Genomic DNA, 16,767 nt, shown 5'->3' on the forward strand with positions numbered 1-16,767 from the left:
TTATTCTCCGGAAACCTTTATACTTAAAAACTATTTTCGAACCTCAAAGCCCAATTTTTAAACCATCCTAAATAATATGAGTCTTACCTTTGGTGAAAATATAGGTTTTGAAATGAATTTATCCTAAGAAAAACAATTTAAAAAAACCATGTATAAAATGTGTTCATTATTTTTAAAATTAACCAAACAGTGAGCTACTAAGATTGTAAATTTGCACATTTGAATTTATTTAGACTATGAGATACCATTTGAAACCTACTTTACTACTTTTTACAGTATTAATAAACTTAAACTTTGTTTTTGCACAAATAACAGGTAAGATTGTAGATGAATCCAATACGCCTTTGGAATATGCTACCGCAGCACTTTACGACCAAAGCAACAATAATCTGGTAACAGGTGTTATTACTGATATTAATGGGGGATTTATTTTTGAGAACTTAAAAAAAGGTATCTATTACATTGAAGCTTCATTTATTGGTTACGAAGCTAAGACCGTAAAAAATATATCTGTTGAAAGCTCCAAAACCAATATAAATCTGGGCATCCTAAACCTCACCCTTGGCAACAGTTTAAATAAAGTTGTTATAGAGGCGGAGCGAGCTACGGTTGTTAATAAAATTGACCGTCAGGTTTTTAATGTAGAAAATTTTAAAAGTGCGCAAGGAGGTTCTGGGGTTGATGTGATACGGAATTTACCATCGGTAAGCATTGACGGTCAGGGTGAAATTATGGTGAGAGGAAGTTCGGGCTTTGTGGTGTTGCTAAATGGTAAACCTTTACAAGGAAATGCGAGTACATTAATAGCGCAATTACCTGCAAATGCGATAGAACGGGTTGAGGTGATAACCGCACCATCAGCAAAATACGACCCTGAGGGAAAAGCGGGGATTCTTAATATTATTACTAAAAATGGGGCGGTGAATGGCGCCTTTGGTCAGATTAATATAAAAGGAGGTTTGCCCTCTATTGAAACTTATGGTAACGCTAAGGCACACCAGAGGTATGGTATTGATGCTACCTATAATGTAAGAAATGATAAATGGAATATATCGGTTGGGGCTAATTACCAACGTAATGATATAGGGGGACGAAGAGAAGGTGATGTATACACCATTATTAACGACATTAAAACACAATTTCCATCAACGGGCGAACGCAGTTTTGATGAAACAAATTATAGTGGACGATTTACAGTCGATTTTACGCCAGATACCACAAATGTATTCTCTTTAGGGTTTTTCGCAGGAAAACGAAATAAGGTACGTTTGGCAGATATCGTGTATTACGATAACCATGCTATCGATTTGAATAATCCCAATAACAGATTATACACTTTTCAGTATTTCAATCATAATGTAAGAGAGCGTAAAAGTGATTTTGCATTAGGTAGCTTCGATTATGAGCACCTCTTTAAAAATACTTCAAAACTATCTACTTCTTTATTATATGAATATACCCTTTTGGGTGGTCCAACTGTAAACCAGAATTTGGGCTTTCCGGATAACGATATTTTGTATCAAGATGAATATAATACGAATGATAATCCCTTGCATGGTGTTCGTTTTCAAATCGATTATCGTTTTAAACCTTTTAAAGCCGGCATTTTAGAAACCGGATATCAGTATAGAAGTTTAGACCACACAGGGGATTTTGTTTATGAACGAAGAACAGATTTTAATGATGATTTTCAATTGGTTCCGGAATTTTCCAGTGAAGTGAATTTGAAACGAAATATACATTCCATGTATGGGCAATTTACCGGAAAGCAAAATAAATGGGATTATGCATTGGGTCTTCGAGTTGAAGTTATGGATAGAACATTGAAACTTAAAGACAAAGCCAATACCATTGATGATACCTATAATTACGATTTTATAAAACCCTTCCCTTCAGCGTCTGTTCAGTACGAAATAAATAGTAAAACCAATATTAAAGCGGCTTACAGTAAACGTATTGAACGTACAACGACATTTAAGATGAACCCTTTTCCTGAACGGGAACATTCGGAAACCTTGGAGCAAGGTGATCCTAATTTAAGACCGGAGTTAATCGATTTGTTCGAATTAGGTATTACCAAAAAGATTAAAGGAGGAAACTCCATTTTTGCCACAGGATATTACAGAGATGTGAAAAATTTGGTAAACAGGGTGAATACAGTTTATAACGATACCATCTTGAACAGAATTTACTCTAATGTGGGCAATGGAAAGGCTGTAGGTCTTGAAGTTGGTGCACAGTTAAAACCAACTAAAGATTGGTCAAATTTTATTGGTTTTAATATCTATGATTACAAAATTAATGGGGAATTTGATAACAGGCCAATCGATTCAAAAGCAACCGTTTATTCCCTCAATTTAAATTCAACCTACGACTTTTCAAATGATGCCACGTTGCAATTTACCTTTAATTATTTATCGGATAGGGTTACCGCTCAAGGTACAGATTCTCGGTTTTTTTCATCAAATTTAACCTTTCAAAAATCGTTTTTTGACAAAAGATTGACAGCTACCTTACAATGGCAAAATATAGATATGGGACTATTTGATGCTAATGAACAGAGTATTACAACCTTCAGACCTAATGATTTTTTTACCACCACAAAATATGTTTATGAAGTAGACATGATTATTCTTAATTTATCGTATACCTTTAAAAACGGCAGTAACAAATCAAAATTTATTGATAGCGAATTTGGAGAACGTGAGTTTTAATGATTCCAAAAATTCTGAAAACAGAAATTTAGAACCCGGCTTTTTGTTCTTTTAATGCGAAACTAATCCATTCGAAAGATTATAAGATCTTTATTGAGATCAATGGACTCCATCCTTTTGCGAAAAAATCTACTGTAATCTACCGCTCTGAATAAATATTTAAAAAGCGGGTTTTAGGGCATTATCGCTACTTACTTTCCTATGGTTCGTTAACTTTTACTAAATTAGATACTTGAAAAACCAATTTTCAAAATAATACCACCAGATTCGCTTTTGAGAATGAAATAAATACTTTTAAATTATGTCAAAACATTGTTTGGAATGTGGTGAAAAAATTGTCGGTAGAATCGATAAGAAATTTTGCAGTGATGCCTGCAGGAATGCCTACAACAACCGGGTGAATAAGGATAGGAAGAATCTCATCCGAAACACCAACAACCGGTTGCGCAAAAATTACCGGATCCTGGAAGAACTCAACCCAGATCAAAAAACAAAGACCTCAAGAGCAAAGCTCGTTGAGGCCGGTTTCGACTTTAATTATTTTACAAGTATCTATACCACAAAGGCTGGTACCGTATATTATTTTGTGTATGATCAGGGCTATTTGCCACTTGAAAACGACTATTATGCCCTCGTAAAACGCGAGTCTTAAAAAATATTTTTCAGGATTTATTCCTTGGTATGACTCTCCATGGTCATAATTAATTTGGCTCAAAGGTCTGGAAGCCAAATAAGTAAGATAAATTTTACAACACCAGAATGCCTTAAATCGATGAATTAGTAGAAAATCTACCGTTTGTCGATACTCTAATTGGTATTTTATTTCATTTTGTAGTTTAAAGTATGCTTTGTCCAATTTTATTCATAAAAAAAATCTAGATTAGAGAGAATTCATAAATGAATTCCGAAAGAAAAAAATAAAAATCCCTCATTATTCTCACCCCCTAAATCTCTCAAAATGACCTTAATTAATCCAATTAAGTTAGTTAAATCTAACTTTCAGAAAAACTCTCATGTAGGCCGCTTTTTTAATTTGCCTATGCGGATTAGCATGTTTATTATAATATTTTCTTCACTAATTTATAAAGCAGATGCTCAAATAGTTAATGCACAAAGATCAGGTTTTGCTTTGATTACCACAGAACACGTTGTAGATATTAATTTCGGATCTGGTTCTACTTTTTATAGTGCGGTTTGGCCTATATTCAAAAAATATCTAGGCGCATCTAATTTTCAAACCGGCCTTGGAGTCACCTGGCCTACCTCACAACGACAACCAACAGACCCTGAAGCTATCGCAGAACCACCTGCGGAATTTGAAATTGGTTATGCTCCTATTGTTAAGCTAAAAGAAAGAACACTAACAAAAGTGCGTGTATTTATTTTGGCAGGACAATCCAATATGCAAGGCCAGGGTACGATCATTGATCCTGAAGGTGATCCCGGAGATTTGATAGATATCATTGAAAATGATACGAATGGTGATTGGGCGGAAGTGGGACAGCCAAATAACTGGACCACCTTAGATAATGTGTATTTATATTATGAAGCAGATGGAGGAACTATAAAAGAAAAAGTTACAGTGGGTCACGGAGCTAATTCTAATTCTATAGGCCCGGAACTCATGTTTGCACATCAAATGGATGCATTTTATGAAGATCCTGTTTTGATTATAAAGACAGCTTGGGGTGGAAAATCTCTGGGTGAAGATTTTAGGCCTCCATCAGCAGAAGGAACAACAGGGCCTTACTACAATCAAATGATTCAAATTATACAAAACGTCACTCAGAATCTATCCACAGAATTTCCAGATATCGGAACCTCACAATTTGAATTAACAGGTTTTGCCTGGTTTCAAGGTTGGAATGATGGGGACCCCAATAAGGATTTTGGAGATGAATATGAGAGTAATCTCTATCATTTAGTTAATGATGTTAGAAATGATCTTGGAGTAGTTCAGTTACCCTTTGTAGTAACAAGTTCCGGACATGGTGGCAATACCCAAACTCCAGATACTTGGGTTCAGAGAATTCAAAATATTATATCGGTGGCTCAAGAGAACGTGGCTTGTGATGATGAAACTTATGGAGGCTATGTTGGTTTCGTGGATACTAAACCTTTCTATTTAGAGAGATCAGTTTCACCTTTTAAAGGAATACATCATTTTCATAATAATGCCCTGACGTTCTTAAATATTGGAAAATCAATGGGGAATGAAATGATTCGAGCGATTAATGAAACGGCCTTTTGTGCTGATCCTTGTATGGATGAACCAAGTGCTCCAGAAGTTGTTTCCATTGGTAATAGGGTTTGGAATGATTTGAACAGAGATGGCATTAATGACCCTGATGAACCCGGTATTCCCGGAGTTTCGGTTTTGGCTTGGGGGGATTCAGATGGTGATGGTGTTCCAGATGGCGGAGCCGGTGGCGGCATAAAAATAACCGATGAAGAGGGTTATTATCGTTTTGAAGGATTAAGCCCCGGAAATTATCTTGTATTTGTTTGGAGTGTGAATAACTGGAATGAAGGCGAGCCATTACATGGCTTTGTATCAACGAATGCTTTTGTTGCCAATGCAAATAATGATGTAGATAATGATAACAATGGCTCTGGAAATCCCTTTACCGATATCAATTCTGGGATTATCACCTTAACAGTTGACGGAGAACCGTTAGATGGCTTTGATCCTTACGATTGCAATTTTAATTTTGATGCCGCTGGCAATAATACCATTGATTTTGGTTTTTATGATCCAAATGCAGCATTAAGTGTTGAAAATTTTAATGAAAATAACATTCTTATTTTTCCAAATCCGGTTCAAAATGAGATTACCATAAAAAACAATTTTAATCTTTATCAGGTTAAAATAATTGATGCTGTGGGGCGACTTTATAAAACCATTAGCCCAACCCAAGAAACAGACACAATAAATACTTCTTCATTGCCGCAAGGGGTTTATCTTTTAGTTTTTATGGATGATACGAATAATGCATTGAAGTATAATAAAATAATAAAACTATAAAATTTGAAATCGAAAAAGTTACATTTTTAAAAGTAAAAACCCCTCATTATTCTCACACCCTAAATCTCTCAAAATGACCTTAATTAATCCAATTAAGTTAGTTAAACCTAACTTTCAGAAAAACTCCAATGTAGGCTGCTTTTTTAATTTGCCTATGCGGATTAGCATGTTTATTATAATATTTTCTTTACTAATTTATAAAGCAGATGCCCAAATAGTTAATGCCCAAAGATCAGGTTTTGCTTGGATCAGTAAAGAAAATGTCACCGATAATAGTTTCGGGTCAGGTTATAGCTTTTACAGTGCAGTATGGCCAATTTTTAATGAATACCCTGGCGCATCCAATTTTCAAACGGGGCTTGCAGGTTCATGGCTTACCACTCAAAGAACACAAACAGAACCTGAAGATTTCTACACCACCATTGAGGGCGGCTTAGGTTGGTGGGGTGATACCCGATTTGGTAAGGAAACTCCAAAATTTATTATGGGTGGTGTGGCCTACAACTTTTCTTCCTGGGCGAATGGAACAGGAGCAGGAGCAAGTGCAACCTTAGCAAATGGACAGCGAGACTGGAGTATTCCCGGTGGGAAATATGGTGTGGCGCACTTGTCAAACCGTCTACTCTGGGCCCCTGACGGTTTAAATATAGCTCAAGGATTAAAAGGTGAGTTATTGGGTTATGGGTACACGCCCTTACCATTAACAGATCCAATGACTCAGACCGCTGGTGTTAATGTAGCAACAGGAAATCAATGTTGGACATTATTCTTGAATACCACAAATTTTAAAGGACCTGTTAATTTTTTCTTACCTACTTTTTGGACAGAGCCTTCCTTAACTAATCCAGCTTTAGAAGGCCTCTTTTTAGACTCAAGACCAGCTAATCCTAATATCACTATGGGTGTTGAGCAAGCTGATCTTCCGGCACTCATCTCCTCAGATAACAATGGTACTTATTTTGCAAAAATTAAAAGATTACAATTTCCTGAAAATGATACTAATGGTGCTATTGCGGTACACCAGGTAAGGACGTATTCTAAAGATGCCCTTTGGAATAATATGAATACCTGGTTTAGTGGCGGACCAGCAGTACAACCCGGATTTAATCAAAGCGGTATATTAAATATTAATTTTGCGGGTAATGGTGGCGCCATGGCAGGTGAGATTTCTCAATTTGGAATGGGTGGTGTAGATCATGAGATTGATTTGACCTATGTTCAAAATAAACAGCAGTCTAACAATATAATGGGCTTTGAGTTTGATTTTAATATAGTTGAAAGAAAAGATGGCATTATTACACTACCAGAATATTTTAAACTGGATTCAGACGACAAATGGCGTCCTGTAAATGCAAACACTGTACCTGCCTCTACCAATTTATTAACCACTGATGTACCCAGCACGCCAAGAAGTGAAATTCCTTATGTAACTCCAAAAGAAGCCGATTGTCAATTTCAGGATCTTAACGGTCCCTGGAATAATCCCGGACCATCTGCCGGGCCTTTTAGTGCTGATTTAGGTGATGGATCAACCGTGACTTACTATTGGTATAAATTTAGAGATCAACCCGCTATTGTTCATGCGAATCTTCCGGAGGCTATGCTTACTGCGATGCAGACAAGAGTTGAATTGATCCATTCCAATTGGAGTCATACCGATGAGTATTTAGCGCCACCCTCCATAGGAAATTTGGCAACCATTGATCCTAAAGCTATCGTTGAACCACCGGCGGGATTTGAAATTGGTTATGTACCTATAGTTACCCGTCAAGCAAAAACACAGGCTAAAGTGCGTGTATTTATTTTGGCAGGACAATCAAATATGCAAGGTCAGGGTGTTATTGAAGACCCAGAAGGTGATCAGGGAGATTTGATGGATATCATTGCAAATAATACAAATGGTGATTGGTCGGAAGTAGGACAGCCGAATAACTGGACCACCTTAGATAATGTGTATTTATATTATGAAGGAGATGAAGGAACAATAAAAGAAAAATTGACGGTGGGTCAAGGAGCTAATCCCAATTCTATAGGTCCGGAACTTATGTTCGCACATCAATTGGATAAATTTTATGATGATCCTGTTTTGATTATTAAGACTGCCTGGGGTGGTAAATCTCTAGCTGAAGATTTTAGACCCCCTTCTGCAGGAGGAACCACGGGACCTTATTATAATCAAATGATTCAAATTGTAAAAAACGTTGCTCAGAACCTATCCACAGAGTTTCCAACTATCGGAGCCTCTCCATTTGAATTCACAGGATTTGCCTGGTTTCAAGGGTGGAATGATGGGGCTAGCGAAGATTTTTTAAATGAATATGAAAGTAATCTCTATGATTTAGTGAATGATGTAAGAAATGACCTTGGTGTTCCTGAATTACCTTTTGTTGTGGCAAGTTCCGGCCAAGGTGGCATTACTGCAAGCACAGATTCCTGGACACAGGATATTCAAAATATTGTGGCGGTTGCTCAGGAAACTGTGGGTTGTGATGACAAAACTTTTGGAGGTTATGTTGGTTTCGTAGATACTAAACCCTTTTATCTGGATCTCTCGGTTTCACCTTATGATGGTTTACATCATTATAATAACAACGCCCTTTCTTTCTTGAATATTGGAAAATCAATGGGTGATGAAATGATTCGCGCTATCAATGAAACAGCCTTTTGCACTCAGAATTGTAAAGAAAATCCAATTACTCCGGGAGTGGTATCCATAGGAAATCGGGTTTGGAACGATTTAGATAAAGATGGTATTCAAGATCCTGAAGAACCGGGTATTCCTGGGGTATCTGTTATTCTTTCACGTGATTCTGACGATGATGGTGTTCCCGATTCCTTTGGAGGTGTAGAAGTAACGGATGCTGAGGGTTATTATAGTTTTAAAGGTTTGAGCCCCGGTAATTATCGAGTAGTTGTTTGGAGTGTTTATAATTGGGAGGAAGGAGAGCCGCTGCATGATTTTGTAGCAACGAATGGGTTTGTTGGTAATGCCGATAATGATGTGGATTTTGATAATAATGGCTTTGGTGGTGCCTTTTCTGATATCCAGTCTGGGATTATCACCTTAACAGAAGATGGAGAACCTTTGGACGATGGAGATTCCTACGATTGTAATTTTAATTATGATGCTGCAGGAAATAATACGGTTGATTTTGGTTTTTATGATCCAAATGCAGCATTAAGTGTTGAAAATTTTAATGAAAATAACATTCTTATTTTTCCAAACCCGGTTCAAAATAAGATTACTTTAAAAAACAATTTAAATCTACATCGGATTAAAATATTTGATGTCTTAGGGCGACTTTATAAAACCATCAACCCAACCCAAGAAACAGAAACAATAAATATTTCAACCTTGCCCCAAGGGATTTATCTTTTAACTTTAATGGATGATAAGAATAATGCATTGAAGTATCATAAAATAATAAAACTTTAAAATTTGAAATCGTATAATTAAGATTTTTAAAAATTTAAGCATGCAGAAAATTATTTTGACTTTTGGATTTGCATTCGTCGCTTCACTGGCTTCTGCAAAAGAAATTCAGGCTACTGTTATCTTTGAAAACCTTTCAAATAAGGAGTTTACTTCCGGAACTTTGACTATCCTTGAATTAAACAAAAAAATTAAAGTTAAACAACAGGAAGAATTCACAATTACTTTACCTGAAAAAGGTAAGTATCGATTTGTTTTTATTGCTGAAGGTTTTAATATCAAAACCTCATATCCATCCCGAATGACGCAAAGAAATAATACGATAATCATTCACTTAATGGAAAAACCTGAAACTAATATTGAGGAGTTTTTTTCTTTATCGATTGCTTCAAGCATGAATTTAACAGATGAGCAGATTGAGGAGCGAATTCATAGAGGTACTCTAAATTTCATAATACCCGGATTTGATAATACTATCCCAGAAGAATATGTGGAATTAAAAGAAAAATATGGTGTTGGACTTTTTAAAGAGAATTGCGCGATCGATCCATTTTTATACAAAAAGGTTATTGAGAACAACCAAATGATTTCCAATTATTTGAATAAAAAATATGGAACTCAATGGTTGTCTGAATTAAAATCAAAACCGCTTGGTATTAAATAAAAATCAAGTAAAACTTATTTCTTGGAATTTGATTATTTCCAGGTGTGACCTTTCATGGCCATAGCTGCTTTTAAGATATCTTTCTGACTTATTTGACCTACCAATTTGCCTTTTTCTACGATAGGGAATCGACGGCGTTTAGCGTTTAAGAATTTGTTCGCGGCGTCAAATATATTCATTTCTCCATCAATCGTTTCCACGTTACGTACCATGTATTTCTCAATGGTCATATCCTGCATCGGCATATTGTAATAACGACTTTCACTAATTTGTTTGATACAATCGCCCTCAGAAATAATGCCTACGAGTTCGTTATTGTCGTTCACCACAGGGCCTCCGGAAATTCGGTATTTAATTATCGCTTCCATTACACTTTCAATGGTTTGGTCTGGTGTGAACTTAATTAAATTCGTGGTCATATAATCGCTGACCTTGAAGGGTGTATTATCGGCAACATTGCCTTGCTGTCGTCTCGACCCTTGAAAACTTTTTATGCCCATAATTTTTTATGTTTAGATGTTGGTAACTTGAAATATAGCTAAATTAATCCAAATTTCCTAAAAATTTTTGAGTATCACAGGGGATAATCCGGGCATATAATTCATAAAGTAAGCGGTGTATAAAAGGCTAATTTATATTGTTTCGCCTTTGGGCGGAAGAAATTTCCTAACTTTTCATGATTTAAAATAATTAGCATTCTTTTGAGACTTTGAAAACTATTTTTTTATAGTTTTAGCCCTTCAAATTGAAACGTGATATAATTTAAATAAAAACCAATGAAACAGTTCATCATTGCCCTGCTTTTGCTGGGGAGTATGCAAAACTTTGCTCAGGACAATTCAGCTATGCTGAAGCATTATGAAGCCTATTACAAACAAATGAAAACCCAGGGAGATACTCAGGGAATCATAAACGCGATCACCCATTTGAATATTCTTGCTCCTTCGGAAGCCCGAAAAGATACACTGGCTTATATTTACATGTCAGAAGGAAACTACATGCAGGCTTTAAATACGATCGGTTATGAAAAGAAAACTACCGATTCGGATATTGCGGTACAGGTTAAGGCGATCTCATTAAAGGCCTTAAATCAACCTAAACTTGCTGTAGGTCAGTTTGAAGAAATGTACAAGCGCAATCCTGAACCATCTATTGCCTATGAGTTGGCCGAATTGAATATCCAAACTCAAAATCTGGAGGAAGCAAAAAAATATATTACTTCAGGAGCGGCTAATGTAAAGCCTGAAATGAAGCATGCGTATTATGAAACCCAACAACCCTATCAGGTGTCTTTAAAAGCGGCTTTTATGTATTTAGATGCGTTATACACCTACAATAAAGACAAAAAAGGGAATCTTGATGCCGCTATTGATATTTTAGATTCTGCTTTGAAAACAGCACCAAATTTCAATATGGTTCAGATTACTAAGCAAGAAATGCTCAGACAAAAACAGGCGCTTCAGGCTCAGGACGCGCAAGGTGCTCCTGCTGGAAACTAAACGGAACATATACCATAAACAAAAATGGTTTGATGTTACATCAAACCATTTTTGTTTGGTCGATTTTATTTTTTATGGTTTCTCGATGTTGATATTATCGGCTTCGACCTTAGAGTTCATCTGAAAATTCAAATTGTAAAAGGCTTCCAAGAGGTCTTTGATGCTATCCAGTAATTCCGGTTTTTTGGTGGTACTCAAATTTGACAGGCTCTTTAATTTTAAAAGTTGCGTCTCAACGGCCAAAATCCGTGCTAGTGTGGCATCACTTTGGATACTTTTTGGCATAGCACCCTTTAAATCCTTGATCATGGTTTGCATATCGTCGTCCGTATTCAAAAAGTAGTTCAGGTCGGCTTGTTTGATGTTGTCGATTAGTTCCTCCAGTTTGGAATAGGCCTGCCAATCGACGATCTGTTGTTTTGTTTTTGGATCTAAAGCAAATGCAACAAGCTTTAAATTATTAATATCCTGTGGACTCAGTTCGTTACTTATTATGTCTTCGGTGACGTCTTTTGATACCGGTTCCATGCTTTTGTCTTCCGATTTTTTGCAGGATACCAATACTGTGAATAGAAGGCCAAAGGCGAGCCAATAAAATTTCATATTGTATTAATTTTGAAACAAAGATAAGCGATTACTTTGTTCTGTTGTAATACGTTTAAAAACGGCTCTTAAATTAATTTATTTCTGATTTAAAATTTTAAGATGAAATTGAAACATTATCATTTAATTGTTATTATTTTTGAATTTTTCTTATAAACTTCAGTTTGAATGAGCGAAAAAATATTGATTATTGGGGCCTGTGGTCAGATTGGTTCGGAGTTAACCTTTAAATTACGAGAAGAATACGGTGCTAAGAACGTCGTAGCAAGCGACATCAGTTATAGTAATCTTGAGGTGGCTAATTCTGGAAATTTCGAAATTGTGGATGCTCAGGATTACGCAAGTATGAAAACCTGTGTGGAGAAACACCAGATTGATACGGTTTACATGATGGCGGCTATGCTGAGTGCGACAGGTGAAAAGTACCCAATGAAGGCTTGGGATCTTAATATGTCGTCTTTATTCAATGTTTTGAATCTGGCACGAGCTAAATTTATAAAAAAAGTGTTTTGGCCGTCCAGCATTGCCGTTTTTGGAAAGACCACGCCGGTAGATTATACGCCACAATACACCATCATGGAACCCTCAACCGTATACGGAATTACCAAACAGGTCGGGGAGCGCTGGTGCGAATATTACTTTAATAAATACGGTGTGGATGTAAGGAGCGTGCGTTATCCAGGGATTATCAGCTGGAAAACCTTACCCGGGGGTGGCACCACCGATTATGCTGTTGATATTTATCATAAAGCAATTACCGAGGGTGCTTTTGAGTGCTTTTTAAAGCCTGATACCAAATTACCCATGATGTTTATGGATGACGCTATAAAAGCCACCATCGACCTGATGCAGGCGCCTCCTGAAGCTGTTAAGATCCGTTCGTCCTATAATTTAGCAGCCATAAGTGTTACTCCTGAAGAGATGGTAAAAAGTATTAAAAAGCTAAGACCCGATTTTAAGATTAGCTACAAACCGGATTACCGTCAAGAAATTGCGGATACATGGCCCAACAGCATTAACGATTCGTATGCTCGGCAAGATTGGAAATGGAAACACGAATTTTCTCTGGAAGCCATAACCAAAGAGATGCTTAAACAATTAGAAAAAAAATATAAGAATGAAAAGGCCTAACGGGTTTCATTTTTTTATGATAATTGTTTAATTTGGACACCTACTAACCCCTAGAACTGATTTACTATGCTTCAAGACTTTTGGTTTAATGTGGAGTACGGCATGAATCACGTGCTCGATATTAATGCTTACGATCATGTATTGTTCCTGATCTGCTTAACTGTTCCCTATTTGTTTCGCGACTGGCGCCGGGTATTGCTGCTGGTAACTCTTTTTACTTTGGGGCATACGCTATCTTTAGTGTTAGCAGCCTACGATGTGGTTTACGTGAATTCCGATATTGTTGAATTTTTAATTCCAATCACCATTTTAATCATGGCCATCTATAATGTATTTACAGCCAATCGAGGCGGAAATAAAGAAAAGATAGGTCTATTGTCGATCTCTGCCGTATTTTTTGGCCTAATACATGGCTTGGGTTTTGCCGGCGAATTTAAAATGTTGGCCGCAGGAGCTTCGAACAAGCTGGTTTTGCTTATAGAATTTGCTTTAGGTATTGAATTGGCTCAGTTGATCGTTGTGTTTGTGGTGTTGTTTTTGAGCTATATTATTCAGACGATCTTCCGCTTTTCACGCCGCGATTGGATCATGGTGATCTCGTCGATCGTGATAGGACTCGTGATCCCGATGATCTTGAATAGTGCGTTCTTGTCATAAAATATTCATAAATTTTAGTGTTTAGGGGTTGTAATTAAAATACGAACCCATTATATTCGTTTACCTTTGTGTGTGGGTTGCATGAGGCCTGCGTTAGGGATTGAGGCATTGTTGGAGCGCCTTGCAAAGCGCGACTGCCGAAAGCCCGACCCATAGGGTAACGCCCAAATAAAAAAATTGAAATGCCGAAAAAAAAACAATTGAAATATGATAGGGCTTATTTGCGTATTGCGCGTGAATGGGGAAAATTATCGTATTGTAAACGCCGGCAGGTGGGTGCGATTATTGTGAAGGACCGGATGATTATTTCGGATGGGTACAATGGTACACCCTCGGGGTTTGAAAATTATTGTGAGGATGATGAGGGATACACGAAATGGTATGTGCTACATGCCGAGGCGAATGCGATCCTGAAGGTGGCTTCGTCGACGCAATCGTGTCGCGGTGCGACGCTTTACATTACGATGTCGCCGTGCAAGGAATGTAGTAAATTAGTGCATCAGGCCGGTGTGGTTAGGGTGGTGTACAGTCAGGCTTATAAAGATGATTCGGGCCTGCAGTTTTTGAAAAAAGCCGGTATTGAACTGGCACAAATTGAAGATCTGGAAGACTAATGTTTTATAAAAAGAAATACTTACCATTATTAATAGGAGCGGCTATTGCGGCCGGGATTTTTATTGGCGGAAAACTAAACTTTTCGGATGCTCCGGACCGTTTGTTCTCTACTAATAGTAAAAAGGATAAATTGAATCGCCTGATTGATTACATTGATTACGATTATGTAGATGATGTGAATACCGATAGTATTGTGGATGTTACGGTAAACGGCATTTTGGAAAATCTGGATCCGCATTCTGTGTACATCCCCAAGGAAGATATGCAGCGGGTTACGGAAGAGATGCGTGGTGATTTTGTGGGGATTGGTGTGAGCTTTTATCCGTACAAAGACTCGGTAGCGGTGATTCGACCGGTAACGGGTGGCCCCAGTGATGTGGCAGGAATTAGGGGTGGTGATCGGATTGTGATAGCCAACAAGGATACGCTTTTTGGCGAGGACCTTTCGGATAAAGAGATCGTAAACAAACTAAAAGGACCGATCAACTCGGATGTGTATTTAAAAGTATACCGTCGGGGGATACCGGATCTATTGAATATTAAAGTTAAGCGGAGTCATATTCCTATTAAAAGTGTTGATGCCGCCTATATGCTTACGGATCGCTTGGGATATGTAAAGATCAATAAGTTTGCAGAATCTACCTATAAAGAATTTAAGGCAGCTTTGGATGGTTTAATAGAAGAAGGTGCTACAGAGCTTGCACTGGACCTTCGTGATAACCCGGGAGGCTTTCTTAATATCGCTGAAGATATTACCGATGAGTTTTTACAAGATGGTAAACTTATTGTTTTCACTAAAAATAAACGTGGTAATATTGATAAAAGCTTTGCTACCGATAAAGGGGAGTTTGAAAATGGGAAAGTTTATGTTTTGATTAATGAGAACTCGGCTTCCGCCAGTGAGATTATTGCTGGGGCTATTCAGGACAACGATCGCGGGACCATTATAGGTCGTCGTTCATATGGGAAAGGCTTAGTGCAGCGGGAAATGGAACTGGGTGACGGTAGCGCTGTACGCTTAACAGTTTCCAGATATTTTACACCAACCGGGAGATCCATACAACGCCCATATGGAAAAGATAATACAGATTATTATGATGATTATTACGAGCGTTTGAAGCGTGGTGAATTGGTGGATCCGGAAAAAATTGAAATTGCCGATTCCCTGAAGTTTACCACACCAGGCGGAAAGGTGGTTTATGGAGGTGGCGGTATTATTCCTGATATTTTTGTTCCGATAGATACCAGCATGGAAAATGAAACACTTAACTTTTTGCGAAGACGCGGATTTATAAACTTTTTTATTTTTGAACATTTGGATAAAGACAGAAATGCTTATGCAGACCTTTCTAGAGAAGAATTCATTAAGGATTATGAAGTAGGCGATTCATTGGTATTTGCATTTCAGGATTATTTAAATGTGCGTACAGATTCTAAAATCACCTTTGTGGCTTATCATGAAGAAGTAAAGCAGTTCCTGAAAGCGGCGCTTGCTGACCAGTTATTTGGTGAAGGTGCTTACGATGAGGTTTTCAACCAGAACGACCTGATGATCGATGAGGTTAAAAGGTTGAGTTTGGGTATAACTTCGAATACGGAAGAGGAACTAGACTAATTTATCGTGGATCTTGGTGTGGTTACCGTTATTCCAAAAGGTTAGAATGTCTGTAGCAACTTGTGCGCCACTCCCTGAAGCAATCGCAAACTGACTACGCCAACCTGCTAAGGTCCCTGCGACATACAAATTAGGAGCTACTTTATGATCGGTATTTTTTAACCAAATACGATCTTTTTCAACTGCTGCTCTTGGGTGCGGTGCCATATAATTTTCCAAGCCTGTTATACGTAATAAGCTAGTATACCCAACAGCGATAACGACAAGTTTACTCTGATAGGTATTCTTGTTGGTTCGAACGTCAAAGCCAAGATTGGTTTTGTTAAGCTCCAGAACCTTTTCATTTTCTATTTGTTCAACATGCGGATATAAGGTAGCAAGTTGCTCTTTGCCTGAGTAAAGTATAGAAGCACCTGTAGTTCCGGGTTTTAATCCCAATACATTATTGAACAAGGCGGTTTGTAAATGCGAATTCTTTTGATGCATGATGATGCCAATGCGCTTATTATTTGCGAAGGCCTTGTGTTGTGTTGAACCCAAAACCAAGGCACAGGACATTCCCGCAGCACCGCCACCGATAATTAAGGCGTCGTACATCTTTATTTATTTTCTTTTACTTTTTTCTCGATCCGTTTTGAAATGTATAAAATAGCCATCATCATCATAACACATAAACTGGCAAGAATGGTTATAACGGCCACTTTATTATTACCATCAAAAGGAGCATCAAAATCAATGATGGTGAGATTAAAAATGATGAGACCAAATGCAATAATACCGAGAACGATAGTTAAGGTTTTCATGACGTTTT

14 protein-coding genes are annotated in these 16,767 nt (G+C 37.4%); 10 read left to right on the plus strand and 4 right to left on the minus strand.

The annotated features are described in order from the left end of the window. Positions 1-236: 236 nt before the first annotated feature. The 5 genes from V8G61_RS09600 (at position 237) to V8G61_RS09620 (ending at position 9,836) form a co-directional block, all read left to right on the plus strand. Complete coding sequence (locus V8G61_RS09600) at positions 237-2,714, plus strand: TonB-dependent receptor domain-containing protein (RefSeq protein ID WP_394875371.1); 2,478 nt, start codon at positions 237-239, stop codon at positions 2,712-2,714. A 301-nt stretch (positions 2,715-3,015) separates the two neighbouring features. Then, entirely contained in the window at positions 3,016-3,366 is a 351-nt protein-coding gene (locus tag V8G61_RS09605) for a DUF2116 family Zn-ribbon domain-containing protein (RefSeq protein WP_394875372.1), read from the plus strand. Between the two features lie 306 nt (positions 3,367-3,672). Continuing rightward, on the plus strand, positions 3,673-5,739 hold the full coding sequence (locus V8G61_RS09610; protein ID WP_394875373.1) for a sialate O-acetylesterase: 2,067 nt from the start codon (positions 3,673-3,675) through the stop codon (positions 5,737-5,739). Between the two features lie 73 nt (positions 5,740-5,812). Then, entirely contained in the window at positions 5,813-9,175 is a 3,363-nt protein-coding gene (locus tag V8G61_RS09615) for a sialate O-acetylesterase (protein WP_394875374.1), read from the plus strand. Positions 9,176-9,215: 40 nt separating this feature from the next. Next, the gene (locus V8G61_RS09620) at positions 9,216-9,836 is read left to right on the plus strand and encodes a hypothetical protein (protein ID WP_394875375.1); all 621 of its coding nucleotides are present in this window, start codon (positions 9,216-9,218) and stop codon (positions 9,834-9,836) included. 32 nt (positions 9,837-9,868) lie between these two features. Here V8G61_RS09620 and V8G61_RS09625 read toward each other — a convergent pair whose 3' ends face one another. Next, positions 9,869-10,336 carry a CBS domain-containing protein gene (locus V8G61_RS09625; protein WP_394875376.1) on the minus strand — a complete coding sequence of 156 codons (468 nt, stop codon included), beginning with the start codon at positions 10,334-10,336 and terminating at the stop codon, positions 9,869-9,871. A 276-nt stretch (positions 10,337-10,612) separates the two neighbouring features. Here V8G61_RS09625 and V8G61_RS09630 point away from each other — a divergent pair, with 276 nt between their 5' ends. After that, entirely contained in the window at positions 10,613-11,335 is a 723-nt protein-coding gene (locus tag V8G61_RS09630) for a hypothetical protein (protein WP_394875378.1), read from the plus strand. Between the two features lie 72 nt (positions 11,336-11,407). On the opposite strand, the gene V8G61_RS09635 is transcribed toward V8G61_RS09630, so the two are convergent. After that, positions 11,408-11,938 (minus strand): hypothetical protein, encoded by a 531-nt coding sequence (locus tag V8G61_RS09635; RefSeq protein ID WP_394875379.1) that lies wholly within the window; start codon positions 11,936-11,938, stop codon positions 11,408-11,410. Positions 11,939-12,106: 168 nt separating this feature from the next. Here V8G61_RS09635 and V8G61_RS09640 point away from each other — a divergent pair, with 168 nt between their 5' ends. The 4 genes from V8G61_RS09640 to V8G61_RS09655 all read left to right on the plus strand — a co-directional run bounded on the left by V8G61_RS09640 (position 12,107) and on the right by V8G61_RS09655 (position 15,956). Further along, the gene (locus V8G61_RS09640) at positions 12,107-13,069 is read left to right on the plus strand and encodes an NAD-dependent epimerase/dehydratase family protein (RefSeq protein ID WP_394875381.1); all 963 of its coding nucleotides are present in this window, start codon (positions 12,107-12,109) and stop codon (positions 13,067-13,069) included. Between the two features lie 66 nt (positions 13,070-13,135). Next, complete coding sequence (locus V8G61_RS09645; protein WP_394875382.1) at positions 13,136-13,726, plus strand: HupE/UreJ family protein; 591 nt, start codon at positions 13,136-13,138, stop codon at positions 13,724-13,726. A 182-nt stretch (positions 13,727-13,908) separates the two neighbouring features. Beyond that, the gene (locus V8G61_RS09650) at positions 13,909-14,340 is read left to right on the plus strand and encodes a deoxycytidylate deaminase (protein WP_394875384.1); all 432 of its coding nucleotides are present in this window, start codon (positions 13,909-13,911) and stop codon (positions 14,338-14,340) included. Then, the gene (locus V8G61_RS09655; protein ID WP_394875385.1) at positions 14,340-15,956 is read left to right on the plus strand and encodes a S41 family peptidase; all 1,617 of its coding nucleotides are present in this window, start codon (positions 14,340-14,342) and stop codon (positions 15,954-15,956) included. Before V8G61_RS09650 ends, V8G61_RS09655 begins: the two co-directional genes overlap by 1 nt. Here the strand turns inward: V8G61_RS09655 and V8G61_RS09660 are convergent. Both V8G61_RS09660 and V8G61_RS09665 read right to left on the minus strand, forming a co-directional pair. Next, complete coding sequence (locus tag V8G61_RS09660; RefSeq protein ID WP_394875386.1) at positions 15,948-16,553, minus strand: FAD-dependent oxidoreductase; 606 nt, start codon at positions 16,551-16,553, stop codon at positions 15,948-15,950. The genes V8G61_RS09655 and V8G61_RS09660 overlap by 9 nt on opposite strands. A 2-nt stretch (positions 16,554-16,555) precedes the next feature. Further along, positions 16,556-16,759: a hypothetical protein gene (locus V8G61_RS09665; protein ID WP_394875387.1), complete on the minus strand. Its 204-nt coding sequence runs from the start codon at positions 16,757-16,759 to the stop codon at positions 16,556-16,558. Between the last annotated feature and the right edge of the window lie 8 nt (positions 16,760-16,767).

The sequence above is a fragment of the Gaetbulibacter sp. M240 genome (genome assembly GCF_043876815.1).
Classification (GTDB): Bacteria; Bacteroidota; Bacteroidia; order Flavobacteriales; family Flavobacteriaceae; genus Gaetbulibacter_A.